Raw genomic sequence first — 26,871 nt, forward strand, 5'->3', positions numbered from 1 at the left:
GATCACCCCAGAACTACCGTTTCGGACATGGGACGCGGGGCTGGGGGCGAGGGCGGGGAGACGCTCGTACGGATCTGTGATCTGGCCGGGCGCACCCGGGGGACGGGCTTCGTCGCGGACGACCGGGGCACCGTCGTCACCAGTCACGAAGCCGTCGACGGGCTGACCAGAGTGGTGCTGCACGCGCCCGGCGAGCGCACCTGGCTCGCCGAGGCCGAGGACCTCACCCCGCTGCCCGAGGCGGACCTCGCCCTGGTGCGCACCGACGGGCTCGGGGTGCGGCCGCTGCCGATCTCCGCCCGCGCCGAGATCCGGACGGGCACCTATCTGCGGGTGGCCGCCCGCGGCTGGCGCGAGGCGCGGGTGCTCGGCACGTCGCCGGTCACCTACACCGCCACCGACCGCTTCCACCTCCTGGGCGGCGTCCTGGAGTTGGCGATCGGGACGGCCGGCAGCGAGGCCATGCGGCTGGGCGGCGAGGCCAGCGGGGGCCCGGTCGTGGACACCGTCACCGGCGCCGTCCTCGGGGTGGTGGGGACCGCGCTGCACGCGGCGCACCAGGCCTCGGGCTTCGCGGTGCCGCTGCGCGCCGAGCGCGGCCCGCTCGCCGAACTGCTGCGGCGCAACGCCGCCACCGTGCCCGCCTACGGCCGCGATCTGAACCTGGCCGGGGCGCTCCAGCTCACCGCCACCTCCGTCGGGTCCGTCGGCGGCCCCAGCGCGTGGCAGGACCCCGTCGAACGGCCGTCCACGCGCGGCGAGTTCGAGGCCTTCGCCGCCGGGGACGCCCTCGTGCTCGGGCTCGTGGGGGACCCCGGCACCGGGCGCACCACCGAGCTCGCCGCGCTCGCCGGGCGCCGGGCGTGCGGCGCCGAGCCGGCGCCCACCCTGTGGCTGCGCGGCGCCGACCTGCGGGCCGACGACACCTCCGTCGCCGACGCCGTCGGTCGCGCCCTCGACCACGCGGCCAGGATCGTCGCCGCGCCCGAGTCGGACGACCGGGCCACCCCCGACCGGGTGGCGCGGCTGGCCCGGGACGCCGGGCGCCCCCTGCTCGTCCTGCTCGACGGGCCCGAGGAGATGCCCCCCGTGCTCGCCCACCGGCTGGCCGAATGGACCGCGGGCAGCGTCGAGTGGCTCGGGGCGGCCGGGGTGCGCATGGTGGTCGCCTGCCGGCCCGAGCACTGGGAGCAGGCCGGAGCCCACTACCCCGAGGGCGTGCTGCACCCGGCCCGGCTGCCCCGCCTGCCGGACGCCGTGCACGTCGGCGACCTCGGGCGCGAGGAGGCCGCCCGGGCCCGCGAGCGCTACGGCATCCCGGACGGCGCGCTCGCCGAGCGCGACGCCCGCCACCCGCTGACCCTGCGGCTGCTCTCCGAGGTGCGGGCCGCGCTGCCCGGCGCGATCGAGGGCAGGCCGGACCGCGACGACGTCTTCTCGGCGCACCTGGACCTGATGTGCCTGCGCATCGCCGTACGCATCGCGGCCGCCGCCCGCCCGCCGGTGCGCGGCCGCGCGGTGCGGCGGCTCGCGGCGCGCGTCGCCGGGCAGGTGCACGAGGCGGCCCGGCGCTGTCTGGGGCCCGGCCAGGGAGAGCTGGACCGGGAGTCCTTCGAGGAGATCTTCCCGTGGCGTACGGGCTCCGCCTCCGCGGTGCTCACCGAGGGGCTGCTGGTGCCGGCCGGGTCCGGCTACCGGTTCGCCCACGAGGAGCTGGCCGACTGGGTGCAGGCCGCCCACCTCGACCTGGACGCGGCCCTGTACGCGCTGGTGCACCGCTGGTACGACGAGAGCGAGCCACAGACCGTCGTCCGGCTCCCCTCGCGCCCCGCCGTCAGCGCCGTGCCCGACGGCCACGTGCCGCCCCCGCCGGGCTCGGGGCCCGCGCCCGCCGGGCGTTCCCTGCCGGTGCCCCGCCATCGCATCGGTCCCGTCCTGGAGGCCATGCTGCTGCTCGGCAATCGGCACGGCTCCACTCAACTCGCCCTGAAACTCAAGGAGTTGGTGGAGGCTCTGGACCGGACACCATCTGCGGGAGCCGGACACGACCGGTTCGCGGACGCCCAGTGGTGGGCGGTGCACCTGCTCGCCGAGACCCTGTTGAGGGTCCCGGACGTCCGCCCCTACCAGGAGGTCCTGCGGCTGCTCGCCGACCGGATCAGCCGCCGCTCGGTGCGCGAGGGAGGCCCGGCGAACCTGGGGGCGCTCGGCGAGTTCGGGCCCTGGTTCTGGATGCGGCTGCGGCTCAGCGACGACCGCCGGCTCGAACTGCTGCGGCGACTGCTGCCCGCCGACGGGGTGCCGGGGGCCTCGCCCGGCTGGGAGCGCTACCTCGACGCGGTCGACCGGCGGCTCGCCGTCGAGCCCCGGACCGTGCAGCCGCTGCTGTGCCGCTGGTTCACCGACGAACGGCCGCTGCCGGTCGCGCCCGGCACCGAGGTGCGGCCCACCGTGGCGCGGGCGGCGCAGGCGCTGCTGTACGCACGCAGGGCGCTGGCCGTCGACGACCTCACCGAGGCGCTCGTGGCGACCGCCCACATCCGCGCGGAGGAACTCCTCACCCAGCTCGCCGAGGACGAACCCTCCGCGCTCTGCCGGGCCGTGGACCGCTGGGCCCACGACGACCGGCCCGAACGGCGCGCCGCGGCCGCGCTCTACGGGCCGCGGGTCGCGGTGGGCATCCGCGGCGCCGCCGACCGCGACCTGCTGCGCTACGCGGCCCTCGCGCTGCTCGCCCGCCCGGCGGACACCGCCCTGCACGGGGCCGCGCTCGCCCTGCTCGTACGGGACCCGCACACCCGGGGGCGTCATCTCGACGAGGCGCTGGCCGCCTACACCGCCCAGGACCCGGGCATCCCGGCCGCGGCGCTGGCCGCCGCCCTCACCACGCACCCCGAGCCCGTCCTCGCCGCCTTCCAGGCGCGCCTGCGCCAGGAGGGGGCCGCGGCGGCCGACGTCCTGGACGCGCTCGCGGAGATCAACACCCCCGCCCTCGCGCGGCGCGCCGCCGCCCTCGTGCAGGAGCACGTCGAGCGGCACCCGGAGGCGGCCGGGCACGCGGCGGCCTTCGTGGACCGGCGGCTCGAATACGGCCCCGCGGCCCGCGCCGTCCTCTTCCCGATGGTGACCAGTCTGCTGCGCGGCCGCGCCCACCCCGTACGGCGGGCCCTGGCCCCCGTCCTCGCCGCCCCCGGCACCCGGGCCTCGCGCCCGCTGCGCGCCGAGCTCCTCGACGTGCTGCTGGAATTCGAGCGCCACCAGTCCCGCGACCTGGCCGTGGTGGACGCGCTGCTCGGGGCCGCGGCGTCCGGTTCGGGGCAGCGGGCCGAGGCGCGCACCCGTGACCTCGTCCACCGCACCGGGCTCCTGTTCGTCCGTACGCCCGAGGGCGCGGCCTGCTTCGACCGGCGCCTCGTCGAGCTGTGCCAGGAGGTCCCGGGCTTCGCCGCGCAGGTCGCGGGATGGCTCCTCGACGCGCCGCTCGAGTGGGCCGCGGTGGTCGGTCCGAGTGCCCGCCGCTCGGTGGAGACGCTGGGCAGTCCCATGCCGATGCGATCCCGGGCCGCCGGGCATGGCAGTCTTAGACCTGCATAACGCGTAAGGGTCAACGACGTACACGGGTTCGAGGAGCGGTCACAGTGCAGCGCTGGCGTGGCTTGGAGGACATCCCCCAGGACTGGGGACGCAGCGTCGTCACCATCGGCTCCTACGACGGGGTGCACCGCGGACACCAGCTGATCATCGGGCGGGCCGTGGAGCGCGCCCGTGAGCTGGGCGTGCCGTCCGTCGTCGTCACCTTCGACCCGCACCCCAGCGAGGTCGTGCGCCCCGGCAGCCACCCGCCGCTGCTCGCCCCGCACCACCGGCGCGCCGAACTGATGGCGGAGCTCGGTGTGGACGCGATCCTCATCCTCCCCTTCACCAGCGAGTTCTCGAAGCTCTCGGCCGCCGACTTCGTGGTGAAGGTGCTGGTCGACAAGTTGCACGCGCGGCTCGTCGTGGAGGGCCCCAACTTCCGCTTCGGCCACAAGGCGGCGGGCAACGTCGAGGTGCTCGCCGAGCTCGGCCGCACCTACGACTACGAGGTCGAGGTCATCGACCTGCGGGTGCGCGGCGAGGCGGGCGGCGGCGAGCCGTTCTCCTCCACGCTGACCCGCAGGCTGGTCGCCGAGGGCGACGTGGAGGGTGCCGCCGAGATCCTCGGCCGGCCGCACCGCGTCGAGGGCGTCGTCGTGCGCGGCGCCCAGCGCGGCCGCGAGCTCGGCTACCCGACCGCGAACGTCGAGACGCTGCCGCACACCGCGATCCCCGCGGACGGCGTGTACGCGGGCTGGCTTACGGTCCCCGACCTCTCGGCTCCGCTCGACCAGGGGGGGCTCCCATCCGGCGAGCGGATGCCCGCGGCGATTTCGGTCGGCACCAACCCGCAGTTCGACGGCACCGAGCGCACGGTGGAGGCGTACGCCATCGACCGCGTCGGGCTCGACCTGTACGGGCTGCACGTCGCCGTCGACTTCCTCGCCTATGTGCGCGGCATGGCCAAGTTCGACTCCATCGAGGACCTGCTCGAAGCGATCGGCGACGACGTGAAGCGGTCCACCGAGCTCATCGAGGCGTACGAGGCCCGGCGGGCCTAGCCCCGGTCCACCGACGAGGCGTCAACCGGTCAAGCACCGGTCAAACAGTGGCCTGAAACCGCCCAAGTCCTTGCATCGACTGCGTATCGAGGACAGGTTATGGGCGGTTTTTGGCGTACTGGGACTGCTGCGCTGCGCGTAGGTTGAACGACGATTCAGCCATATCCCGCAAGGGGGAAACGCGTGGGCGAGCAGCCCGTGTCCCGCCTCCTCGGCCTGGTCGGCGACGCGCCGGCGCAGGCCGCGCAGCAAGGCGTACCGCCGTACCACACCCCGGTGTTCATCCCGGCCCATCCCCGCTATCCCGGCGGCGGAGCAGCGCCCCACGTCGACTACGAACTCCTCCGGGGCCCCTCGGGACCGCCCGTCCCGGTCGCGTTCACCAGCCTGCGCGGACTCGTCGAGGCGCTCGGCCCGGCCCAGCCGTGGGTCGCGGTCTCGCTCGGCCCGTTCGTCGAGGCGATGCGGCAGTCCGGGCTGCCCAAGGTGCGGCTCGACCCGGTGGTCGGCCCCGGCGGCCGCAGATGGCGGGCCGAGGATCTGGAACGGGCGTACGGCGGCGAGGAGGGCGCGCGATGAGCGTGGACGTGAGGCTGGTCCTGTCGGACCTGAGCACGATGGCGGGCACCTTCCACACGGAGGCCGAGAACTACCGCAAGATGCACCAGAACGTGAAGCCGGCCGTCGCAGGTTCCGGGGACGCCGGGTGCGACGCGGCGATCAAGGCGGTGGCCGACCTGATCGCGGGCCTGCACGACAAGCTGTCGGACCGCCTCGACGACCGCAGCGACAAGGTGAAGTACGCGCACGACTCGATGGCGCGCCACGACATCGACGTGCACGGCCTGTTCGACGACCTGATGAAGGACCGCACATGACGGACAGCTGGGTCGGCGGCGACATCGGCGGGCTGCGCGCCATGGGGGAGGCCTACAAGAAGGCCAAGACCGACCTGGAATCCGTCGTGAAGCCGCTGAGCGCCTGTGTCGAGACGCTCGCCAAGGACACCGGGTGGCAGGGCGAGTCGGCGGATTCCTTCCGGGCCAAGTGGACCGAGGACGCCATGACGGCGGGCGCCTTCGCCGAACTGGTCCAGGCGGCGGGCCAGATCCTCACGGACCTCGCCGACCACCTCGGCACGGCGGAGTCGGCCCTGCAGAACGCCGAGGACGTGGCCGTGCGGGCCGGAGCGCCGGTCCAACCCGGGGGCGTGCCGGGCCAGTTGATGACCAGCACCCATCCGGACGCGGCCGAGCAGAAGGCCATCAAGGCCCTCCACGACTACGGCACCGTACGCGACGAGATCCTGCACACCGCCCAGCAGGCCCGCCTGGACGCGGCGGAGGCGTTGGAGAAGCTGTACGCGGACGACACGAGCGCGGCGGTCTCGCCGGGCGACAAGGTGACCATCGCCGACTACCTGCGCGGCCTGTACGCCTATGACTCCGAGCGGACCCGGGTCAAGGGGCACGACGCGGCCGACGCGCTCGACGACGCGAAGAAGCAGGCGGACGACGCGAAGAAGGAACTGCGCGCCGAACGCAAGGCGTGGCAGAAGGAGGGCAAGACCCTCCCCAAGGACGCCGAGGCGCGGGTCGCCTACAAGGACGCGCTGAGCAAGCTCGACAGCCTGGAGACGGACATCGCCCGGGGCGAGGCGGGCAGCTCGAAGCTCCCCTACGACCACGTCCTCAACACGAAGATCGCGGACGTGGCGGACACGCTACGGGTCGGCAAGAGCCTGGAGAGCCTTCCGGAGTTCCTGAAGGAGATCCCGGTGGTGGACGTCGCGGCGGCCGCCGCCTGCGGCCTGCTCGAAGCCAAGGACGACCACGAGAAGGGGTGGTCGTGGACGCACTCCGTGGTGGTCGACGGGGGCGCTGCGCTCGGCGGGCTCGCGGCGGGAGCGGGAGCCGTGGCCCTGGTGGCGTCCTCGGAGATCACGGTGCCGGTAGCCGTGGTGGCGGGGGTGGGCGGCGTCGTCATCATCGGCGCGACCGACCTGCTCGACGAGAGCTTCCACGAGCACTGGAGCGAGGACATCCACGACCACGGGGTGGTCGGCGGGCTCTGGCAGGGCACGAAGAACGTCGGCGCCAACACCTGGGGCGATCTCACGCGACTGGGCGACGATGTCGGCAACGGAGCGAAGAAAGCGTGGCATGGCTTCACGAGCCTCTTCTGACAGCGCGAACCCCGCGAAACTCCCTCTGCTCGGAACCTCCTGGTACCGACGGGGCGTGGGCTACTGGCTCCGCCGCATCTGGTCGGTGCTGTACCAGCTCGTCTTCGCCGGCCTGTTCGTGCTCCTCTCGGTGGCGGTGTGGCAGGGCATCGAATCGGGGCTGCCGGTCGGCTGGCACCGGGCCGTCGACCTGGCCATGGGCGCCGCGAGCCTGGGCTTCCTCGTGCGCGGATGGATCCGGGGGCGGCGGACCGTTCGCGCGAAGCTCGCCGATCCGCCCACGCCCGAGCAGTCCTGGATCCGCCACCGAAGCGCGCGGCGCGGGCGGGGCAGCGCCGACCCGGACTTCGGCAGGCGCGGCGGGCCGCTGCTCTTCTTCGCCCCGTTCCTGCCGCCCTGCGTCGCCTGGTGGATCGGCGTGACCTGCGCGAGCCAGTTCGTGCCCGAACTCCCCTCCGAGGCAGGCGCCCGCAAGGCCCTCAAGCAGGCCTGAGCGCCGCGGCCCAGTGGCAGGCCACCCGCGCCGCCGTGCCGCCCGCCAGGACCGGCAGGTCCTCGGTGCGGCAGCGGTCGGCCACCCCCGCGCGTTCCGCCTCGCCGGAGGCGAGGACGTGGCAGCGGGCGTGGAAGCGGCAGCCGGAGGGGATGCGCGAGGGGTCCGGCGGCTCGCCCGTCAGCACCACCGGATCGCCGGGCGACTCGGGCAGCACCGACAACAGGGCCTGCGTGTAAGGGTGTTGGGGGTTCGTCAGGACGTCCTCGACGGGGCCCGTCTCCACGATGCGGCCCAGGTACATCACCGCCACCCGGTCCGCGATGTTCCAGGCGAGCCCCAGGTCGTGGGTGACGACCAGCGCGGACAGGCCCAGCTCGTCCCGCAGGCGCAGCAGGAGGGCCAGGATCTCCCCGCGTACCGACGCGTCCAGGGAGGCCACCGGCTCGTCGGCGACGATCAGTTCGGGGGAGAGGACAAGCGCGCCCGCGATGACCACGCGCTGGCGCTGGCCGCCCGACAGCTCGTGCGGATAGCGCAGGAAGAACCGCTCCGGCGGGCGGAGCCCGGCCCGGGACAGCGCCCGCGCCACCAACTCCCGCTCGTCGTGCGGGGATCCGTGGATGCGCAGGCCCTCGGCGACCGCGTCGTACACCGTGTGCCGGGGGTTGAGCGAGCCGCTCGGGTCCTGGAGGACCAGCTGGACCCGTCTGCGGTACGCCTTGAGGGCGCGCGCGTGGTGGTCCAGCGGGCTGCCGTCGAAGGCGACCGTGCCCCCGGTCGGGGTGACCAGGCCGAGCAGGGTGCGGGCCAGTGTCGTCTTGCCGCAGCCCGACTCGCCGACCAGGGCGACGATCTCGCCCGCGCCGACGGTGAGTTCGACGCCGTCGACCGCGCGGGCCGGCGGGGCGCCGCGCCGCCCGGGAAAGGTGACGTGCAGGCCGGTGGCGCTGAGGAGAGGGGCCGTGGTGGTGGTCATGCGGTGCTCCTCGACAGGGACCCGGCGTGCACACAGGCCGCCTTGTGGTCCGGGCCCGCGTCGCGCAGCGGCTGGTCGTCAGCGGCGCAGACGTCGATCGCGACCGGGCAGCGTGGATGGAAGGTGCAGCCCGGCGGCAGCGCGGACGGGTCGGGCGGATCGCCCGGCAGACCGCGCGGGGCGCGGCGCGAGGCCGGGTCGCCGATGCGGGGAAACGCGGCGGACAGGGCCCGGCCGTAGGGGTGGCGGGCCGCCGTGTACACCTCGCGCGCCGGGCCCTCCTCCACGATGCGGCCCGCGTACATCACGGCGAGCCGGTCGCAGGTGTCGGCGAGGACCGCCAGGTCGTGGCTGATCATCATGAGGCTGATGCCCTGGTCGGCCACCAGGCGCTCGATCAGGCGCAGGATCTGGGCCTGGATCATCACGTCCAGGGCCGTCGTCGGCTCGTCCGCGACGATCAGCTCCGGGGCGCAGGCCAGCGCCATCGCGATCATCACGCGCTGGCGCTGGCCGCCGGACAGCTCGTGCGGGTGGGCGTTTGCGCGGGCGGTTGGCAGGCCGACCTGTTCGAGGAGCTCGGCCACCCGCGCGCGGGCCCCGGCCGGGGTGGCCAGGCCGTGCAGCAGGATCGGCTCGGCGATCTGGTCGCCGATGCGGTGCACCGCGTTCAGCGAGTGCATCGCCCCCTGGAAGACGATGGAGGCGCCCGCCCAGCGCACCGCCCGCAGCCGCCCCCACCTCATGGTGAGGACGTCCTCGCCGTCGAGCAGCACCGATCCGGTCAGCCGCGCGGACGCGGGCAGCAGCCGCAGCAGTGCCATCGCCAGGGTCGACTTCCCGCACCCCGACTCGCCCGCGACGCCCAGCTTCTGGCCGGGCGCGATCGTCAGGTCCACCCCGCGCACGGCCGCCGCGCCGGTCCCGTAGGTGACGTACAGGTCCTTGATCTCCAGCAGGCTCATCGGGCCCCCAGCTTCGGGTTCAGTACCGCCTCGACGGCGCGGCCGCACAGCGTGAAGGAGAGGGCCACCAGCGCGATCGCGATGCCCGGCGGAGCCAGGTACCACCAGTGGCCGGAGGAGACCGCGCCCGCCTCGCGGGCGTCCTGGAGCATGCCGCCCCAGGACACCACGGTCGGATCGCCCAGGCCCAGGAAGGCGAGGGTGGCCTCGGTGAGGATGGCGTTGGAGATGCCGAGCGTGGTCTGCGCGAGGACCAGCGGCATCACGTTCGGCAGGACGTGCCGGTTCATGATGTGCCCGTGTCCGCCGCCGAGCGCGCGGGCCCGTTCGATGTAGGGGCGCGACTCGACCGCGATGGTCTGCGCCCGCACCAGGCGGGCCGTCGTCGGCCAGGACGTCACGCCGATGGCCAGGATCACCGTCCACACGCTGTGCGACATGACGGTGGCCAGCACGATCGCGAGGACCAGCGTGGGCATCACCAGGAACCAGTCGGTGATCCGCATCAGGGCCGTGGAGAGCCAGCCGCCGTAGTGCCCGGCCAGAATCCCGACCAGGGTGCCGATGGCCACGCTCAGGGCGGCCGCGAGCAGCCCCACCGCGAGTGAGATCCGGGCGCCCCAGACCAGCAGCCCCAGCAGCGAGCGGCCGAACTGGTCGGTGCCGAGCGGGAACTGGCGGCTCGGGGAGGCGAGGGCGGTGCCGCTCGCGCCGGTCACGCTCCGCACGTCCGCGCCGACGGTCAGCGGCGCGGTGAGCGCGATCAGCGCGATGAGGGCGAGGCCCGCCAGGCCGTACAGGCCGGCCCGGCGGGTGCGGTACGCGCGCCAGAAGCGCGCCAGGGAGTCCCGGCGGCGCGCCCAGGAAAGGGAGCCCGCCTGCTCGGGAGCGGAGGTCGTGGTCATGGGGCAACCCCGTTCCCGTACGCGGTCGTCGTCATCGGCCCACCCGGGGGTCGAGCAGTGGATACAGCAGGTCGGCCAGGAGGTTCATCACGATCATCGCGCCCGCGAAGACCACGAACAGGCCCTGCACCAGCGGGAGATCGGGCACGCTCAGCGCCTGGTAGAAGAGGCCGCCCAGGCCCGGCCAGGAGAACACCGTCTCCACCAGGATCGAACCGGCCGCCACATGGCCCAGGTTGATGAACAGCATCGTCACCGTGGGCAGCAGGGCGTTCGGCACCGCGTGGTGGCGGCGCACCGCGGCGTCGCGCAGGCCCTTGGCGCGGGCCGTCGTCAGATAGTCGCCGCCCATCTCGTCGAGCAGCGAGGACCGCATGACGAGCAGGGTCTGCGCGTACTGCACCGCGACCAGGGTGAGGACCGGCAGCACCATGTGGTGCGCCACGTCCAGGACGTACGCGAAGCCCGTCGTGTCGCCCGACTCCATGCCGCCGGTCGGGAACAGACCGGGGACGGGGCCCGCGCCCACCGAGAACGTGATGATGAGCAGCAGCCCCAGCCAGAACGAGGGCACCGACCACAGCGTCAGCGCGAGCCCCGTGTTGAACCGGTCGCCGAGCCCGCCCCGGCGCCAGGCCGAGCGGGTGCCGAGCCAGATGCCGAGCGCCGAGTACAGGACGACGGCGGTCCCGGTCAGGAGCAGCGTCGCCGGGAGCTTCTCGGCGATGAGCGAGCCGACCGGCGCGTGGAACTGGTACGAGGTGCCCAGATCCCCGGTCAGCGCCTTGCCGCAGTAGTCCGTGAACTGCCGCCACACCGGCAGGTCGAGGCCGAACTGGGCGCGCAGGTTGGCCAGTTGCTCGGCGGAGACCTGGCGGCCGTGGGTCATGGTGCGCACCGGGTCGCCGGGGATGATCCGGAACAGGAAGAAGCTGGTGACGAGGACGGCGAACAGGGAGACCACCGCCCCCGCCAGTTTGCCGCCCACGTAGCGCAGATAGGTGAGCGCCGGGCTCGCGGCCGCGAAGCGGCGGCCGCGCGGCTCGGTGCGCGCCTCGGCGACCACCGCAGGGGTGTCGGCCGAACTCGCTGTCGTCATGGCCTACTCGCGGTCGTCGGCGCCGGCCCGGCGGCGCAGGACGAGGAAGGAGCCGATCCCGGCCAGGACGACCACGCCCGCCACGATGCCGAGGACGACCACCCCGGAGGAGCCGCTGCCCGACTTCGCGGCCGAGCCGGCCGCCGGGGCCGCCGACCACCAGCTCCAGTAGCCGTCCTGTCCGTAGATGTTGCCCGCGGCCTCGGGCATCGTCGTGATCGACCTGATCTGGTCGGTGCGGTACGCCTCGACCGCGTTGGGGTACGCCATGACGTTCATGTACCCGGTGTCGTACAGCCGCGACTCCATCTGCTTGACCAGGTCCGCCCGCTTGGCGGTGTCGTACTCGGCCGACTGCCGCGCGTACAGCTCGTCGAAGGGCTTGTCGCAGATGAAGTCGTCCGTCTGGCCGGTCGCCTTGGGGGTCGCGGGCAGCGCGGCACAGGTGTGGATGGACAGGACGTAGTCCGGATCGGGGTTGACCGAGTAGCCGTCGAGGGCGAGGTCGTACTCGCCGGCCGTCCACGGGTCGGTGACGTTGTCGACGCACTGCACCGTCAGACCGACGCCGAGCTTGCCCCACCACTCCTGGAGGTACTTGCTCACCGCCTTGTCCTCCGGGTACGTGGCGTGGCACAGCAGCCGCAGGCCGAGCGGCTTGCCGTCCTTGCCGGTCCGCTTGCCGTCGGCGCCCGCCCGGTAGCCCGCCTCGTCGAGCAGCGAGGCCGCCTTCGCCGGGTCGTACGCGATCTTCTGGGCCGGGGCCGGCTTCCAGAAGTAGTCGGCGAACCGGGGCGGGATGTATCCCTCGCCCTCCACCGCGTGGCCCTGGAACACCTTGTCGACCAGCGTCTTGCGGTCGACGGCCGCGAACAGCGCCCGGCGCACCCTGGGGTCGAGCAGCGCGGGGTTGCCGTCGCCGAACCTCTGGCCGTCCTTGGACCGCGCGCCGGGGTTGGTGGCGAGCGCGAAGAAGCGCCGCCCGGGGGCGTCGTTGACCTTGATGTCCGGCGCCGAGCCCAGTGAACTCGCCTGCGCGGGCGTCAGGTTGGAGACGAACGACACCTCGCCCTTGCGCAGCGCCGCGACCGCCGCGTCATTGTCCTTGTAGTACTTGAAGACCAGCTGGTCGAACTTGGGCGCGCCCCGCCAGAAGGCCTTGTTCGGCCTGAGCTTCAGGTACTGGTCGACCTTGTAGTCGGTCAGGACGAACGGCCCGTTGCCGACGACCGGGAAGTCCTTGTCGTTGTTGAACTTGGTGAAGTCGCCGACCTTCTCCCACACGTGCTGCGGCACGATCGGCACGTCCAGGGCCGTCATCGTCGCCTGGGGCTGCTTGAGTTCGACGACGAGCGTGGCCGGGTCGGGGGCGGTGACCTTCTTGAAGTTCGCGACGAAGCTGCCGTTGGCGGTGGCGGCGCCCTTGTCGGTCATCATCTTGTTGAACGTCCAGGCCGCGTCCCGCGCGGTGGCCCGGACGCCGTCCGACCACTTCGAATCCTTGCGGATCGTGTACGTCCACGTCAGTTTGTCCGGCGAGGCCTGCCAGGAGGTGGCGAGGCCCGGGACCGGATGCCCGTCCTTGGGGTCGTAGTTCGTCAGGTACTCGTACATCAGCCGGTGCACGCTGGTGCTGATCAGGCGCTGGGCGAGGAAGGGGCTCAGGGAGTCGACGCTCTGCGAGACCGCGACGGTGAGGACCTTCTCGCCGCCCTTGGCGTCGTCCGCCGCCGCGCCCTGGGCGGGGAGCAGGGCCCCGGCCGTCAGCGCGAGGACGGCGGCGCCCGCGGCCATCGGGCGGCGCGGCCGCGACGGCTGCGGGGACTGTGGCGATGGAGCTGTTCTTGCCATGGGACGGTGACCTCGCGTCATCACTCGCACGGAAAAGCAGGGTTGATCGCAGGTTGAGCGCCGGTTGAACAGGAGGCGGCGGCCGGTTTGGCGCAGGTCTACCAGCGGTGGTCTAGACGTGTCAACGGCGCATCGCAGGCCATTTGGTCTGCGAAAACGCCAGAGGGCCCGCACCGTTCGAACGGTGCGGGCCCTCATTGGTCCAGTCCTGTGACGCCTTACTGCTGAGGGGCTGACGGCGGCTGCGGAGCGTGTCCGCCGCCGTCCTGCCCGGGCCACCCGGCCGGGGGAACGGCCCCCTGCGACTCCGGCTGCGCGGGCCCGCCCTCACCCGGCGCGGGCTGCGGCTGGGGCGGCTGGAGCTGCCACTCGGACGGCGGCTGCGGGGCGTTGGGGTAGGGCTGACCGGGGGCGGGCTGCCCCGGCTGGGCCCCGTACGGCTGCCCGGGCTGCGGCTGGCCGAGGTGGGGCTGAGCCTGCTGCGGGAACGGCTGGCCGGGCTGCGGGTGGCCCGGCTGCGGCGGACCCTGCTGGGGGAACGGCTGTCCCGGGGCGGACCGGCCCTGTGCCGGATAGGGCTGACCGGGGTGCGGCTGGGGCTGGCCGGACGGGAAGGGCTGGCCCGGCGCGGGCTGCGGCGGGCCCTGCTGCGGGAACGGCTGCCCGGGGGCGCCCTGCTGACCCGGCATCGGCGGGGCCATGTGCGGGGGCGGGTTGAGACCATCGCCCGTCCACAGCCCTTGCTGCTGCTGGGCCCGTACGAAGTCCTCGGCCACCATCGCCGAGAGGTTGAAGTACGCCTCCCGGGTCTTGGGCCGCATCATGTCGAGGTCCACCTCGGCACCCGCCGACAGGTGCTCGTCGAACGGCACCACGACCACACCGCGGCAGCGCGTCTGGAAGTGCTGCACGATGTCGTCCACCTTGATCATCTTGCCGGTCTCGCGGACCCCCGAGATGACGGTGATGGAACGCCGCACCAGCTCGGAGTAGCCGTGCGCGGAGAGCCAGTCGAGCGTGGTCGAGGCGCTGGACGCACCGTCCACGGACGGCGTCGAGATGATGATCAACTGGTCGGCGAGGTCGAGTACCCCGCGCATCGCCGAGTAGAGCAGACCCGTACCCGAGTCGGTGAGGATGATCGGGTACTGCTTGCCGAGCACGTCGATCGCGCGGCGGTAGTCCTCGTCGTTGAACGTCGTGGACACGGCCGGGTCGACGTCGTTCGCGATGATCTCCAGGCCGGACGGCGCCTGCGAGGTGAACCGGCGGATGTCCATGTACGAGTTGAGGTACGGGATCGCCTGGACCAGGTCGCGAATGGTGGCCCCGGTCTCGCGCCGCACCCGGCGGCCGAGCGTGCCGGCGTCCGGGTTGGCGTCGATCGCCAGGATCTTGTCCTGCCGCTCGGTGGCCAGGGTCGCGCCGAGCGCGGTCGTCGTGGTGGTCTTGCCGACGCCGCCCTTCAGCGAGATGACCGCGATCCGGTAGCAGGACAGGACCGGGGTGCGGATGAGGTTGAGCTTCTGCTGCCGCTCGGCCTCCTCCTTCTTGGCCCCGAACTTGAAGCGCGAGGCCCCGGCGGCCGGGCCCCGGCTGCTCTTCGCCTTCGGCTTGTTGTTGCGCAGCAGCCGGTCGGAGGACAACTCGACGGCGGCGGTGTACCCGAGCGGAGCGCCCGGCATCGACCGCTCCCGCTGGTCGTGCGTCACGGGCGACGGCCAGGCGACACCGGTCCGCGGGTCCACGGGCGGCGCTGCCTGGGCCTGCGGCCCGGGCAGCGGCTGAGGCCCGGGGTGCCCCTGCGGGCCTGGCTGGGCCTGCGGGGGAAGAGCGCCTTGCGCGGGACCCGGCTGGGGCTGCGGAAGGGGCTGCGACGCGGCCGGGGGATGGGCTCCGGGGTGGGGGAAGCCGTAGCCGCCCTGCTGGTTGGGGGTGCCGGGTGCCGTGGTGGGAGCCGCAGGAGGGTTGGCTCCCGGGTGCGGGAACCCGTAACCACCCTGCTGGGCGGGTGCGTTCGGGGCGTCGGTCGGTGCCGCTCCCTGGTGGGGGAATCCGTAGCCGCCTTGCTGCGCGGGGCCGTTGGGTGCGCCGGGCGGTGTCGCCGGGGGGTTGGCTCCCGGGTGCGGGAACCCGTAACCACCCTGCTGGGCGGGCGCGGTCGGAGCCGCCGGAGGGTTGACCCCGGGCTGCGGGAAGCCATAACTCCCCTGCTGCGAAGGGGAGTTGGGGGCGGGCGGAGGCGTGGGGCCCGGCTGGGCCTGCTGCGGGAAGCCGTACCCGTTCTGCGGCTGGGGCTGCTGCCACGCGGGGGCCGAGGCGCCCGGAGCCGGGAACGGACCCGGATTCGGCTGCGCCTGGCCCGGCCACTGAGGCGCCGCGGTGGGCGCGGCGGGCTGGAACGCCGGAGGCAGCGGAGGCAGCCCGGGCTGCGGACCGGCCGCCGCGGCCCACGGCTGGTCGGCGGGGGGAGCGTCCTGCGGCACCGGCGCGGAAGCGTCCGACGGCACGGCGTCGGTGACCGGCACGGCATCCGCGACGGGGGCCGCGAACGGAGCCGGAACGGCGTCGGCGATCGGGGCAGCGTCCGTGATCGGGGCGGCATGTGCGGGCGCTGCGGCATCGGGGGCCTGCGGCGCGTCCGCCACCGGGACGGCATCAGCGACCGGTGCGGGTCCTGCTTCGGCCGCCTCCGGGGTCGCGGGGGTGGCGTCGATCGGTCCGGGCGTGGGGGTGGGTGTGCCGTCGGTGGACGCGGCGTCCTGGGACGGGGCGGCGTCCCCACCTTCGTGGGGTGCGTCGGCTCCCTCGGCACCAGGCGCTTCGTCGGCCGAAGTCGTGGGCGCGTCGGGCGACTTGGTGGGCCCGGAGGTCTCCTCGGTGCCGGTCGACGCGTCGGTCGACGTGCCGGGCGTGGTGCTGAAGGGCTCGCCCGAGGGGCCGTCGGTGTCGGCCGGGTCCGACGGGTCGGTGGAAGACGCGGGGTGGTCCGGGGCGGCGGCGGGCTCCGCGTCCGCGTCCTTGTCGCGCGCCGCGTCGGCCGCTTCCGTGTCGGGGTCCTCGGGCGTGGGCGACGGCGCCTGGGCGGCGCGGCCGGGGGCCTCGGCCGACGGGGCGTGGGGGGACGCGGCGGCCACCGGCGCGGCCTCGCCGCGTGCCGCTGCCGCCGCCGCTTCGAGCTGCTCGAACTCCCGCTTCAGCGCGGAGGGGGAGAAGCGCATCGTCGCGCCGCTCTCGATGTCGCCGCCGCCGAAGGCCTGCCCCTGGTCCGCGGGGTGGTTGGCCTCGGGCGCGGGGGGAGCGGGTGCCGGGAAGGCGGGCGTGGGCGAGGCCGTGGGCGCCGGGCCCGGAGGCGGCGGCGTGGCGCCCCAGTTCGGCTGGAACCCGCCGGCCTGCGGCAGGCCCGGGACGTCGAGGGGCGGCCCGACCGGCGGCGGGGGCGGCAGCGGCACCCCCTGGGCGCCGTTCTGCTCGGCGGCCGGAGCCGGAGCCGGAGCCGGAGCGGGGGTCTCCTGCGCGCCCTGGGTGTACCAGGCAGGCGGGGTGTAGTCGATGGTGAACTCACCCGTGGTCTCGGGATCGGCGTCGGACCGATTCTCGTCGCGCGCGTTCCCGCCGGTGCGGAACTGGTCCTGGTCGCTGTTCACCGGTTTCCTTTCGTTCGCCTGTGACCGGGTGTAGGCCGTGGGTTTCATTGGCATGTACGGGCCGGGGTGGGGCAGCCCCTGTGCGGTGGGCGCGCGATCGTGCGCCTCGCCCGCCCCTTGTCCGCGACGAGTGCCGCGCCGTCCGGAGGTACGGATGGCACACGCTCGCCGTGGAGTCCCTGCCCCCGGTCCGTCCCACCCTAATCGTCGGCAATACCGCCGGGGCAGGCCCGGCCGCCCCGGGCTCCTGTCCCTTTCGTCACCCTCACCTCACGAGTGACGCCGAAGTGACCGGCCGAGGGCGGAGGGTGTAGGGCGAATCGGTCAGATCGGGTCAACGTTCGCCCTGGTCTCGCTGTTCAGTCGACCCGTCGGGCGTTCCCCAACAATCCGGTCTCGGTGTCGGTGGCCTGGGTCATCGCGAAGGAGCGGTCGCGCTCGTTGCACCAGAGCGTGACGCCGTCCGCGAGCGTCGAGAGCGTTTCCTGTTCCGTGCGCGGCAGATTCATGATGCGGCCCAGCTGCGCGGCCTCGTCCGGCGAGACGCGCTGCACCCCGACGAGCCGCGCCTGGCGCACCAGGCGGGGCGCGACCGGGCTGAGATAGGGGAGCAGGGTGAGCACCGCCTGCCAGGGCGCCGACACCACGCGGCCGCGCGGCGGACGCATGCCGCAGTCCCGCACCACGAGCACCGGTTCACCGGCCGAGGCGCCGAGCGGGGGCACCCGGCCCACGTCGTGCACGGTCATGCCGCTCTGACTGGCGATCGCGTGCACCAACTGCGCCCAGGCCTGCGGCCGGCCGGTCTCCACGGCGACCCGTATGCCTGTCGCGGCCGCTCGCAGAGCGAGCACCTGGGCGGTCCACAGGCCGCCGATGAGCACGATGTCGTACGCGGTCGGCCGGCTCACCCCGAGCACCGCGGGCCGTCCCTCGGCGTCCACGCCGATGACCACCCCGTCGTCGCCGATCGGCAGGGCCAGGGTGTCCAACTGCTCGGTGGGCAGGGTGTGCCTGCGGTGGCGGGGGCCGATGAGGCCGAAGCCGGTGCGCAGATCACGGCGCGGGCCTGCCGTCGACGTCGTCATGGCCATCAGCGGGCGCCTCCGAACGGCAGGGTGGCGAGCATGCCGGGCAGCTGCTCGTGGTCCAGTGGCACGATCTGGGCCTTCGCCTGGCGCGCCGAACGCTCCAACTCCTGGCGTGCCGTGCCCAGTTCGGCCTCGCTGCGGCCGGTCACCCTGAGGTGGCCGCTGATGCTGCTCTCCTGGGCGCCGGTGCGGGCGATGGTGAGGCTGAAGGTGGTCGCGAGCGCGGGCACCGCGGTCAGCAGGGCCGCGAGCTGCGGCAGGCCTCCGGAACCGGACCCCGCGTCCATCCTCGGCCAGCGCCGCACCCAGTACGTCGTGTGCCGGCGGTTGTCGCAGCGCCAGGAGCGCGCCGACTCCTCGGTGCGCCGCTGGGGCGCCTCCGCGCGGCCCGCCTGCGCCGTCACCAGCGGATTGGCGCAGGCCGAGGTGGCCACGGCGTCCGCGAGCTCCTCCTCGGTCAGCACGGTGGCGCTCAGGCCCGCCCCGGTCAGCCGGCTCGCGAGGTGGAGCGCGGCGCGCGCCGCGCACTTGCGGGCGCCCTCCAGACCGCCGCCGCGCGCGGCGACCGCCTCGGGGCACAGCTCCGGGTTGAGCTTCAGCGCGATCCAGGTGATGCGGACGGCGGGCGAGGCCGTCTGGGCGTGCAGCGGCGCGTAGTTGGTGACGGCCAGCGACTGCTGGGGCAGTCGCAGCGCGGGCGCGGGCTGGGTGTGCAGCAGGACCTGTGCCGATTCGAGCCGGATGTCGTCCACTTCGAGGGCGTCGCGCACCAGGGCGATGGGCAGCGGGCGCCGTCCCCGGTCGACGCGGAGCGCCGTCGCGTCCGACTCCACCTGGAGGACGACGGTGAGGAAGCCGCCGTCGCCGATCATCCCGATCGGCCGCTGGTCCCGGTCGCCGTGGCTGTACGTCCGCAGGGTGGGATCGCACTCCACGGCCGGGGCCAGGCCGGGAAGCGTGCCGGGCGGCACGGCGAGGGAGCCCGCCCGCCGCCGTCGCGCGCGCAGCGCCCAGGCGGTGCCCAGCCATTCGGGCAGCGAACGCCCCCTGCGGCGTACCACCGCGAGCAGCACGAGGGCCAGCGCCACGACGCCCGCGGGCACCAGCGCCATGGGGTCGACGACCCACGCGGCGAGCAGCAGGGCGGCGGCCGACTCGACCAGGATTAGCTGTTGCAGACGAAACGAACCAAAGCGTCCGGAACGGGACTTGAGTTGAGGGAGGACCGGTCCCGCGGCCGCGCCCGGCGCCGCCGGACGGACCGGAGCGGGCGGTTCCGCACGTCCCGCGGGACGGGGGCCCGCGCCGCTCGGAGCGCCGGATCGTTCACGGGAGCGCGACCGCGTCCCTGTCGACGAAACCATCCCTGAACCCCCCGAACTCCTCGAAAACCCCTGGCCAGTAGGGCCCTTGAGGACCCGTCCACCCTACCCGCCCCAGGCGTACGATCACGTAACAGGCATAGTAGGGGGCCGGTCTGACAACCAGGGGCGGGGGACGGGCTCCCCGACGGCTCCGCACGGGGACAACGGAGAAACTCGGACACTCATGGCATCACGGCGGGACGAGCTCAACGCGTACACCTTCGCGAAGCGACGCACGCTCGCGGCGTTCATCCAGCCCTCCCCGACGGGCTCGGAAGAGGGGGCTCCGCGTCCGCTGCACGGCGTGCTGCCGGGCGCCGTCGCCGCGGTGGTGCTGCTCGCCGCGTTCGGAGCCTGGGGGATGTTCAAGCCCACCGCGCCGCCCGGCTGGGACACCCCGGGCGAGAAGGTGATCATCGCCAGCAAGTCCACCACCCGCTACGTCGTGCTGACCACCGACGGCAAGAAGGAACTGCACCCGGTCCTCAACATGGCGTCCGCGAAACTCCTGCTCGACCCGGCCAAGGGCCAGGTCGTCAACGTCGACGAGTCCGTCCTGGACAAGGGATCGCTGACGCACGGCGCCACCCTCGGCATCCCGTACGCACCCGACCGGCTGCCCTCTCCCGACGAGGCCGGATCCGCCAAGCGCTGGGCGGTCTGCGAGCGGCCCGGCGACGGCGGCCGCGCCATCCAGAAGGCCGCGTTCGTCTTCGCCGACCGGGACCAGAAGCGCACCGACGGCGCCGAGCGGCTCACCGGCGGCGAGTTGCTGTACGTCGTGGGGCCGGACAACAAGACGCGCTACGTGGTGGACGCGCAGGGCACCAAGTACCAGGTGGGCTCCGACGAGCTCCTGCTGCGCGCCCTGGTCGGCGCCGGCCGCGACCCCGAGCGGGTGTCCAAGGAGTGGCTGGAGACCCTCCGTTCGGGTGATCCCATCGCCTTCCCCAGGATCGAGGGGAAGATCGGCGGCGCGGCGGGGGTGGCCGGCGGCCTGTCCCCCGAGGCGAACCGGGTCGGCATGGTGCTGAAGGCGCCCAACGGCGCGGGCACGCAGTACTACGTGGTCCAGCAGGGCAAGGTCTCGCCGGTCTCCGACTTCACCGCGAAGCTGCTCCTCAACAGCCGTGACCTGCGCGGGCTGATGAAGACGGGGCAGCCGACGGAGACCAACGCGGCCGCGTTCACCCCCGAGGCCACCGAGTTCGCGCCCCGGAAGAACTGGCCGCGCCCCATGCCGGTGGCCGTCAACGACGCGGGCACCGCCAACGGCAGCCGCAACACGGTGTGCAACGTGCTGCGCGACGTCAACAAGGACAACGGCGAGACCACCATGAGCACGTGGGCGGGCACCGACTTCCCGGCGCCGCTGCCCACCGGTTCGAGCAGCGCGTACGTGACACCCGGCTCCGGCCAGCTCTTCCGCCAGATCCAGGGCTCGGAGACCAAGGCGGGCGGCGTCTTCCTGGTGACCGACACGGGGCTGCGCTACGCGATGCAGTCCAACAGCGACAGCGCCGACGGCGATTCGGGCGCGGGCCTGACCGCCGACCAGCGCAAGCAGCTCGACCAGGAGGCCCAGCAGGCCCAGACCCGGCTCGGCTACGCGAAGTCCGAGCCCGCGCCGATCCCGATCAGCTGGTCCACGTTCCTGCCCACCGGCCCCCGCCTGTCCACCGGGGCCGCGCGGCAGCCCCAGGGTTCATGAGGGGCGGCGAGGCCATGGCGTACCCACCGAAGGCCCTTGCCCGGAAGGCGTTCGCCCTGGCGACGACGGCGGCCCTCACCCTGCTCGCGACCCCGGCGGCCGCCGCCCCGGCCGACGACGGCGGGAGCGACCAGTGCACCTTCCCGTCGAAGCCGTACGCGGGTCGTCCCTGGGCGCTCCAGCGCGTGCTGCTCGACGAGTTGTGGCGCCAGTCGACCGGCAGGGGCGTGCGGGTGGCGGTGATCGACACGGGCGTCGACATCAAGAACGGCCAGCTCAAGGACGCGGTGGATGCCTCCAAGGGCAAGAACCTGCTGCCCAAGGACCTCAAGGACCCGGGCGGCCAGCCGGTGCCGCGCGGCGCGGAGAACGGCACGACGGACACCGTCGGGCACGGCACCAAGGTCGCCGGGATCATCGCGGCCCGCCCTGCCAAGGGAACGGGCTTCGTGGGCCTGGCTCCCGACGCGACGATCATCCCGATCGAGCAGAATGACGCCAACGGCCATGGCACGGCGCAGACCCTGGCGGACGCCATCCGCTACGCGATGAGCGTCGACGCGGACGTCATCAACATCTCCCAGGACACCGCGAACGCGGTGGAGCCCGCGGCCGCGCTGAAACAGGCCGTGGACGCCGCGCTGGCGAAGGGCATCGTGGTGGTCGCCTCGGCAGGCAACGACGGCCTGGGCGGCAACGTGAAGCAGACGTACCCGGCGTCCTACGAGGGGGTCCTCGCGGTCGCCGCCTCGGACCGCAACAACGAGCGGGCCGCGTTCTCGCAGTCCGGTGAGTTCGTCGGCGTGGCCGCGCCCGGCGTCGACATGGTCTCCACCGTGCCCGGTGGCGGCCACTGCGCGGACAGCGGCACGAGCTTCTCGGCCCCGTACGTCGCGGGGGTCGCCGCCCTCATCAAGGCCAAGCACCCCAAGTGGACCCCGCGCGAGGTCGTCGCCCAGCTCGAGCAGACCGCCGAACGCTCGGTGTCCGGCCACGACCGCCTCGTCGGCTGGGGCGTGGTCGACCCGGTCCGCGCCCTCACCGAGGACGACCACCCGATCGAGACTCCCACAGCGCACGAGGGCGTCACCCCGGCCCGGGCCCCGACCCCCGCCGCGCTCCACCTGGGCGAGACGGACGAACAGCGCACCGAGCGCCTCGCGACGTACGTGGCCGTCGGGGTGGCGGTCCTGGCGGCGGTCCTGAGCGGGTCCGCAGTGGCGATCCGCGACGCCCGGCGGCGGAGCCGGAGAGTGGCGGGAGCGGGATGAATGCGAGGGCTTCGTGCAGAACGGGTCAAGTCCGCTTCAGATCTGTTCTGGATCGGCTCACAGGTGGCTGATGCTGGTGAGGAAATGATCAGAAGTGAGTAGACGTACTCATGCGACGTGAGGTGAGCCCTCGTAGTGTCGGGGTGGCCGGGGCAACTCGGCACCGCCGATAGTGCGTTGGGGCGGCGAGACGTGTTGGTTAGAGTGACCGCGGTGCGATAAGCGGCGTCAATAAGGCGGATCGCGACGCGGGTGAACGGCAATGGGTTTACGGGGAGGGGTGTCATGGGGCGTCCTGCCTGCATGGGCAAAGGCGGCGGCGATGAGCGGTGACCTCGAGAAGGGCATGGAGGCGCTGAAGACGTTCAAGAACCGGGTGGACACGATGCTCACCGAGTTCGAGGGCTCCCACGGCAGCCCCGCGCGGCTCGCGGACCAGCAGATCGCCCGCGCGTCCTTCAGCTCAGGAACCGCCGCGTTCCCCGAGGCCGACGGCCTCTTCACCCAGTACCACCGCGTACACGAACGGCTGACCTCGCTGTCGAAGTCGCTCGGTCACCAAATCGAGGCCATGGGAATCGCCGCTCACGGAGCCGACATCGGCTTCGACAATCTGGACGAGGAGATGCGGCAGCGGTTCTGGGCGATCAAGTCCGCGACCGACTACGACGTGGAGCAGGCGCAGCGCGCGAAGGACGGCAAGCCGAAGCCGCAGCGCACCGACGACAAGTCCGCCGGGACGGGGTGGTAGCGATGACCGACAACAAGCCCCAGCCGTCCCACCCGTCCCAGCCCGCGCCGCCGAAGCTGACCGACGAGCAGCGGGTGAGCCAGCAGGTCGGCGTCACCGACATGACCACCACCGCGGGGGAAGCGCTGTCCGGCTTCTTCCCCTTCGGCGGGCCGGTCCGCTTCTTCGGGACGACCGACTTCGAGAACCACCAGCTCAACGACATGATCGACTTGGTCGCCCACGCCAACCCGGAGCACCTGATCAGCGCGGGTGACGCGCTGTTCAGGGCGCGGGACGCGATCAAGAAGGCGGCGGACGAACTCAAGGACAACGTCCACGCGGTCCACTGGGAGGGAGAGGCGGGCGACGCCTTCCGCGCCTGGGGCGACAAGCTCGCCGGAAACAGCCACAAGCTGTCGGACTTCGCCGACGTGGCGGCCGTCCAGATCAGCGCGGCGGGCTCGGGCCTGGCCTCGGTGAGCAAGGCGATGCCTCAGCGCGACCAGCGCGCCGAGCCGGTGAAGGTGGCGGACATCCCGCCGACGAAGCGGGTCGCGGGCAACGCGGAGTACGAGGCGGCGGTGAAGGTGGAGAAGGACCGCCAGGAGGCCATCAACCAGATGAACCGCCTGTCGTCCTTCTACTCGGTCTCAGAACAAACCCTGGCCGCCCAACAGCCCCCCGTTTTCGAGGCCATGCCTCAGGTGGGGGTGCCGCAGCCGTTGCCTGGCGGCGGTGACCCGGTCATCCCTGGCAGAGCTGCCGACCATACGGCGTCGGCTCCTTCCCACTCAGCTCATAGCGGGGGTTCATCCGGCCACGTCCCTGTGGAACCGATGGCGGACCATGCTCGCACGGACACCACTGTCCACCCTCATGAGCAGGCAACTGGTGGCGCTCTGCCCCTCCCCGATCACAACGCAGGCACGCAGCTCAACAGTGTCGCCGACCTTGCGCCAACGACAGCGGCCCAGGTAGCACCGGCGACGCCTCAGGTTTCCAAGGCGGTTGGGCCCGTTGGCGGCCCTGTTCCGCCGCTCGTTAGTAGTGCCTGGAACCAGACGGCCGGCGCTGCGGCAAGAGCATCCCGTGCAGTGGGCGGATTGCCTGCCCCAGCACGAGGCGAGTCAGGAGCGCGTCAAGGACTTTCGGGGGCGAGCAGCGCTGAACGATCAGCATCGAACCCGGTGGGGCGCCCAGCCAACACGGCTCAGGGCCTCAGTAGAGGAGGGACCTCCACAGTCGGGCAGTCTCCGATGGGGCGGGGGGTTTCGGGAGGAACTCCGCGTGTCGGGGGGACTGGTTCCTCACGTGCCGGATCGCCCGCAGGTGCAGGACGAGGCAACGGGATCGTCGGAGGGCGCCCGAATGCCGCGGTGTCAGAGTCCGCTGCCTCCCGTGCACCGAGGCGAGCGGTGGTTGGGGGCGAGGGGACTGGAGCACCTGCCAAGCCGACTGGTGGGCCCGGGCAGCGTGGAGTTGTCGGAGCCACCAAGTCAACTAGCACGGGGTCAGGGCAGAGGAGCCGACCTTCAACGGGTAACCCGGATGGCATCGTCGGTGCTCCGAAGGGGCGGACGGTTAATTCTCGTTCCGGACGCAGCGCCTTCACCAAGGGAGGCGAAGGCCTCGTGAGAGAGCAGGCTCCGAGCCCGGAGGACGATGATTCCTCGGAGCTTGAGGACTGACTGAAGGCGAAGGCCCGGGCTCACACAGGCGGCGCTTTACCAGCACGATCGACTAGGCACAGCTGAGGATGTAAGGACGCATGAAGCCACCAATGAGCCGACGCGGGGAGTTTGGCCCGAAGTTGCGGATGCCCATTGGGCAGCGGACAGCTCGGGTGAGCGCAGCGCTCGCTGCGCTGGTCGCTGCGTCTGTGGGGCTGGCTCCTCATGCCATTGCCGATAGCGCACCGCCGCAGCAGTGGTACTTGGGTGCCATGCACGCAGAAGACCTGTGGAAGGTCAGTACCGGGAAGGGCGTCAAAGTCGCTGTTGTGGATACCGGCGTCAATCCCGACACGCCGTCCTTGAAGGGGCAAGTGCTCACGCAAGAGGTCCCGGCTGCGGCTGCGTACGGAGCGACCAAGGACTATGACGGTCACGGTACGACGATGGCGGAGATGATCGCCGGAACGGGCCAGGGTGGCGGGATCAAGGGGTTGGCCCCAGAGGCAAAGGTCATTCCCTTCAGGATCGCGCTGAGCACCCTGAAGGACCCTGCGGAGTTGAAACGCACGAGCCTTCCGGCCCAAGCAATCCGGGCGGCGGCAGATTCGGACGCGAAGGTCATCAACATGTCCTTCGCTGCGCACAGCAAGGGGCCTGGCCTTGAGGAGGCGGTCAAATATGCCGCATCCAAAGGGAAGTTGATGTTCGCCGGCACCGGCAATGACGGTGAAGAGAACAATGATCTGGTTGAGTTCCCTGCCGCCTTGCCCAGCGTCGTAGGCGTTGCCGCCGCAGACGCTAGTGGGAATGTTGGCAAGTTCTCGCATTCAGGTGACTTCGTCGATCTGGCGGCGCCCGGCCTCAACGTCTCGCGATGGTGCAACGCGGACTTTCAGGCCTACTGCACCGCCGACGGAACCAGCGCCGCCTCAGCCATCGCCTCCGCCTCAGCCGCGCTGATCTGGTCCGCTCACCCCACCTGGACCGCCGACCAGGTGCTGCGCACGATGATCGATACCGCTGGGCGGTCCTGGGACAAGAACACTCCCAGCAAATACCTCGGCTACGGACTGATCCGCCCCCGGCTCGTGCTGGAGCAGGCGAACATCAACCCCGGGCCCGCCGACGTCGACCCGCTCGGCAAGGAGAACGGGGGGAGCGGCACGCCCCCGGCTCAACCCGCCGCGCCCAGCGCTTCGGCGCCCGCCAAGGGGCAGGCCGTGGGTGAGGGCGGGGGCGGGAGCAAGGGCGGGGGGAGCACGCCCTGGCTCGTCGGCGGGGTTCTCGCCGGGCTCGTCGTGATCGGCGGCGGCGTGTTCGCCGTGCTCAGGACGCGCCGCCGCGCCGCCTGAGCGGGCAGCCCCATCGCATCGGCACGCGCATCGGCACGCCGCGGAGCCCGGCCGACGCGACCAGCACAGCCATCCGCACCACCACCACCATCACCACCACGAAGGGAAGGCCTGGCATGACGCAGGACCAGCGGGTATCAGACAGCGATATGGCCAAGCTGGAGGAGCAGATCCTCCAGCGGTTCGACTCGGTGAAGGGCCAGGTCAACCACCTCCAGAACGTGATCAACAGCCTCGAAGGGGCGTGGGAGGGCATCGGTGCCCACGCGTTCGACCGGAAGCAGACCGACATCAACCAGAAGATGGTCCACATGGGGCGACTGCTCCTGGACTTCCTCGAGGCGATGAAGGCGACCCGCACCCTCAAGGGCGACACCGACGAAGAGGTCCGCAAGGCCCTCATGGGCATCGACGTCGTGGACGGTTACAGCGGTGACGCGGGGGCCACGGCCGCGATCACCTCGAACCTCAGCACGTACTAGTCGCGCCGGGCTCGCCCGCCACACGGCGTGGGCCCGCAACCACCTTGTTCACCACAGAGATTGGGGAAGTCATGCCCGACAAAAGCGGCGATGTCCTCGGAGTCCACTACGGCAGCCTGACCGAAGCCGCCGAGACCATCCGGAAGCAGGCCGGCAAGCTCCAGCAGGACCTCGAGGACATCGGCAAGCTGGTCGACAAGGCCGCCGCCAACTGGCACGGCCAGGCCCACGAGGTGTACGCCACCAAGCAGCGGGACTGGAACCACACCGCCCAGAGCGTTCAGACCTCGCTGACGCAGATCGCCAACGCCGTGGCCGAGGCGGGCCCGACCTACCGGGCCGGTGACCACAAGGCGGCCGGTTACTTCCAGTAGGGGTGCCGGACAGCAGTGGGAACGGGGTGGGCACGCGCGGGAGGTGCCCACCCCGTCCT

General features: G+C 72.6%; 21 protein-coding genes. 13 read left to right on the forward strand and 8 right to left on the reverse strand.

All coding sequences use genetic code 11. From position 1 onward, the window contains the following. The first annotated feature begins 27 nt into the window (after positions 1–27). The 6 genes from AC07F3_RS26895 to AC07F3_RS26920 all read left to right on the forward strand — a co-directional run bounded on the left by AC07F3_RS26895 (position 28) and on the right by AC07F3_RS26920 (position 7,315). Positions 28–3,594 carry a trypsin-like peptidase domain-containing protein gene (locus AC07F3_RS26895; protein WP_479116990.1) on the forward strand — a complete coding sequence of 1,189 codons (3,567 nt, stop codon included), beginning with the start codon at positions 28–30 and terminating at the stop codon, positions 3,592–3,594. Positions 3,595–3,638: 44 nt separating this feature from the next. Beyond that, positions 3,639–4,637, forward strand: coding sequence for a bifunctional riboflavin kinase/FAD synthetase (locus AC07F3_RS26900; protein ID WP_479116991.1), 999 nt, complete (start codon positions 3,639–3,641; stop codon positions 4,635–4,637). 183 nt (positions 4,638–4,820) lie between these two features. Then, positions 4,821–5,216: an SAV_915 family protein gene (locus tag AC07F3_RS26905; protein ID WP_479116992.1), complete on the forward strand. Its 396-nt coding sequence runs from the start codon at positions 4,821–4,823 to the stop codon at positions 5,214–5,216. After that, entirely contained in the window at positions 5,213–5,515 is a 303-nt protein-coding gene (locus AC07F3_RS26910) for a DUF6317 family protein (protein ID WP_479116993.1), read from the forward strand. The genes AC07F3_RS26905 and AC07F3_RS26910 overlap by 4 nt, the downstream gene beginning before the upstream one ends. Further along, positions 5,512–6,822: a WXG100 family type VII secretion target gene (locus AC07F3_RS26915; RefSeq protein WP_479116994.1), complete on the forward strand. Its 1,311-nt coding sequence runs from the start codon at positions 5,512–5,514 to the stop codon at positions 6,820–6,822. The genes AC07F3_RS26910 and AC07F3_RS26915 overlap by 4 nt, the downstream gene beginning before the upstream one ends. Before the next feature lie 55 nt (positions 6,823–6,877). Next, positions 6,878–7,315, forward strand: a complete 438-nt coding sequence (locus AC07F3_RS26920; RefSeq protein ID WP_479116995.1) for a hypothetical protein — start codon at positions 6,878–6,880, stop codon at positions 7,313–7,315. On the opposite strand, the gene AC07F3_RS26925 is transcribed toward AC07F3_RS26920, so the two are convergent. The 8 genes from AC07F3_RS26925 to eccE form a co-directional block, all read right to left on the reverse strand. After that, positions 7,302–8,294 (reverse strand): oligopeptide/dipeptide ABC transporter ATP-binding protein, encoded by a 993-nt coding sequence (locus AC07F3_RS26925; protein WP_479116996.1) that lies wholly within the window; start codon positions 8,292–8,294, stop codon positions 7,302–7,304. The two genes, AC07F3_RS26920 and AC07F3_RS26925, sit on opposite strands and share 14 nt — an antisense overlap. After that, positions 8,291–9,259 (reverse strand): ABC transporter ATP-binding protein, encoded by a 969-nt coding sequence (locus tag AC07F3_RS26930; protein WP_479116997.1) that lies wholly within the window; start codon positions 9,257–9,259, stop codon positions 8,291–8,293. Before AC07F3_RS26930 ends, AC07F3_RS26925 begins: the two co-directional genes overlap by 4 nt. Further along, complete coding sequence (locus AC07F3_RS26935) at positions 9,256–10,164, reverse strand: ABC transporter permease (protein ID WP_479116998.1); 909 nt, start codon at positions 10,162–10,164, stop codon at positions 9,256–9,258. Before AC07F3_RS26935 ends, AC07F3_RS26930 begins: the two co-directional genes overlap by 4 nt. A gap of 31 nt (positions 10,165–10,195) precedes the next feature. After that, positions 10,196–11,263 carry an ABC transporter permease gene (locus AC07F3_RS26940; RefSeq protein ID WP_479116999.1) on the reverse strand — a complete coding sequence of 356 codons (1,068 nt, stop codon included), beginning with the start codon at positions 11,261–11,263 and terminating at the stop codon, positions 10,196–10,198. Between the two features lie 3 nt (positions 11,264–11,266). Further along, positions 11,267–13,114 carry an ABC transporter substrate-binding protein gene (locus AC07F3_RS26945; protein WP_479117000.1) on the reverse strand — a complete coding sequence of 616 codons (1,848 nt, stop codon included), beginning with the start codon at positions 13,112–13,114 and terminating at the stop codon, positions 11,267–11,269. A gap of 218 nt (positions 13,115–13,332) precedes the next feature. Beyond that, complete coding sequence (locus tag AC07F3_RS26950) at positions 13,333–16,761, reverse strand: SCO5717 family growth-regulating ATPase (protein ID WP_479117001.1); 3,429 nt, start codon at positions 16,759–16,761, stop codon at positions 13,333–13,335. 359 nt (positions 16,762–17,120) lie between these two features. Beyond that, positions 17,121–17,855, reverse strand: coding sequence for a hypothetical protein (locus AC07F3_RS26955; protein ID WP_479117002.1), 735 nt, complete (start codon positions 17,853–17,855; stop codon positions 17,121–17,123). Further along, the gene (eccE, locus tag AC07F3_RS26960; protein ID WP_479117003.1) at positions 17,855–19,216 is read right to left on the reverse strand and encodes a type VII secretion protein EccE; all 1,362 of its coding nucleotides are present in this window, start codon (positions 19,214–19,216) and stop codon (positions 17,855–17,857) included. The genes AC07F3_RS26955 and eccE overlap by 1 nt, the downstream gene beginning before the upstream one ends. Positions 19,217–19,400: 184 nt before the next feature. On the opposite strand from eccE, the gene eccB reads away from it, so the two are divergent. The 7 genes from eccB (at position 19,401) to AC07F3_RS26995 (ending at position 26,812) form a co-directional block, all read left to right on the forward strand. Continuing rightward, on the forward strand, positions 19,401–20,927 hold the full coding sequence (eccB, locus tag AC07F3_RS26965) for a type VII secretion protein EccB (RefSeq protein ID WP_479117004.1): 1,527 nt from the start codon (positions 19,401–19,403) through the stop codon (positions 20,925–20,927). A gap of 14 nt (positions 20,928–20,941) precedes the next feature. Next, on the forward strand, positions 20,942–22,198 hold the full coding sequence (mycP, locus tag AC07F3_RS26970) for a type VII secretion-associated serine protease mycosin (RefSeq protein ID WP_479117005.1): 1,257 nt from the start codon (positions 20,942–20,944) through the stop codon (positions 22,196–22,198). Positions 22,199–22,520: 322 nt separating this feature from the next. After that, positions 22,521–22,949 (forward strand): hypothetical protein, encoded by a 429-nt coding sequence (locus AC07F3_RS26975; RefSeq protein WP_479117006.1) that lies wholly within the window; start codon positions 22,521–22,523, stop codon positions 22,947–22,949. Between the two features lie 2 nt (positions 22,950–22,951). Then, entirely contained in the window at positions 22,952–24,619 is a 1,668-nt protein-coding gene (locus AC07F3_RS26980; RefSeq protein ID WP_479117007.1) for a hypothetical protein, read from the forward strand. Between the two features lie 155 nt (positions 24,620–24,774). Beyond that, on the forward strand, positions 24,775–25,956 hold the full coding sequence (locus AC07F3_RS26985) for a S8 family serine peptidase (protein WP_479117008.1): 1,182 nt from the start codon (positions 24,775–24,777) through the stop codon (positions 25,954–25,956). A 116-nt stretch (positions 25,957–26,072) separates the two neighbouring features. Continuing rightward, on the forward strand, positions 26,073–26,438 hold the full coding sequence (locus AC07F3_RS26990) for a WXG100 family type VII secretion target (RefSeq protein WP_479117009.1): 366 nt from the start codon (positions 26,073–26,075) through the stop codon (positions 26,436–26,438). 71 nt (positions 26,439–26,509) lie between these two features. Next, the gene (locus tag AC07F3_RS26995; protein WP_479117010.1) at positions 26,510–26,812 is read left to right on the forward strand and encodes a WXG100 family type VII secretion target; all 303 of its coding nucleotides are present in this window, start codon (positions 26,510–26,512) and stop codon (positions 26,810–26,812) included. The last annotated feature ends 59 nt before the right edge of the window (positions 26,813–26,871 follow it).

The organism is Streptomyces sp. NPDC045846, assembly GCF_056431605.1.

What these genes read in the sequence shown, in the direction of transcription:
- AC07F3_RS26935 (WP_479116998.1), bottom strand. Translation starts at nt 10,164, where the DNA reads ATGACCACGACCTCCGCTCCCGAGCAGGCGGGCTCCCTTTCCTGGGCG.
- mycP (WP_479117005.1), top strand. Translation starts at nt 20,942, where the DNA reads ATGGCGTACCCACCGAAGGCCCTTGCCCGGAAGGCGTTCGCCCTGGCG.
- AC07F3_RS26975 (WP_479117006.1), top strand. Translation starts at nt 22,521, where the DNA reads ATGAGCGGTGACCTCGAGAAGGGCATGGAGGCGCTGAAGACGTTCAAG.
- AC07F3_RS26995 (WP_479117010.1), top strand. Translation starts at nt 26,510, where the DNA reads ATGCCCGACAAAAGCGGCGATGTCCTCGGAGTCCACTACGGCAGCCTG.
- AC07F3_RS26910 (WP_479116993.1), top strand. Translation starts at nt 5,213, where the DNA reads ATGAGCGTGGACGTGAGGCTGGTCCTGTCGGACCTGAGCACGATGGCG.
- AC07F3_RS26930 (WP_479116997.1), bottom strand. Translation starts at nt 9,259, where the DNA reads ATGAGCCTGCTGGAGATCAAGGACCTGTACGTCACCTACGGGACCGGC.
- AC07F3_RS26925 (WP_479116996.1), bottom strand. Translation starts at nt 8,294, where the DNA reads ATGACCACCACCACGGCCCCTCTCCTCAGCGCCACCGGCCTGCACGTC.
- AC07F3_RS26955 (WP_479117002.1), bottom strand. Translation starts at nt 17,855, where the DNA reads ATGGCCATGACGACGTCGACGGCAGGCCCGCGCCGTGATCTGCGCACC.
- AC07F3_RS26915 (WP_479116994.1), top strand. Translation starts at nt 5,512, where the DNA reads ATGACGGACAGCTGGGTCGGCGGCGACATCGGCGGGCTGCGCGCCATG.
- eccB (WP_479117004.1), top strand. Translation starts at nt 19,401, where the DNA reads ATGGCATCACGGCGGGACGAGCTCAACGCGTACACCTTCGCGAAGCGA.
- AC07F3_RS26945 (WP_479117000.1), bottom strand. Translation starts at nt 13,114, where the DNA reads ATGGCAAGAACAGCTCCATCGCCACAGTCCCCGCAGCCGTCGCGGCCG.
- eccE (WP_479117003.1), bottom strand. Translation starts at nt 19,216, where the DNA reads ATGGTTTCGTCGACAGGGACGCGGTCGCGCTCCCGTGAACGATCCGGC.
- AC07F3_RS26990 (WP_479117009.1), top strand. Translation starts at nt 26,073, where the DNA reads ATGACGCAGGACCAGCGGGTATCAGACAGCGATATGGCCAAGCTGGAG.
- AC07F3_RS26895 (WP_479116990.1), top strand. Translation starts at nt 28, where the DNA reads ATGGGACGCGGGGCTGGGGGCGAGGGCGGGGAGACGCTCGTACGGATC.
- AC07F3_RS26940 (WP_479116999.1), bottom strand. Translation starts at nt 11,263, where the DNA reads ATGACGACAGCGAGTTCGGCCGACACCCCTGCGGTGGTCGCCGAGGCG.
- AC07F3_RS26980 (WP_479117007.1), top strand. Translation starts at nt 22,952, where the DNA reads ATGACCGACAACAAGCCCCAGCCGTCCCACCCGTCCCAGCCCGCGCCG.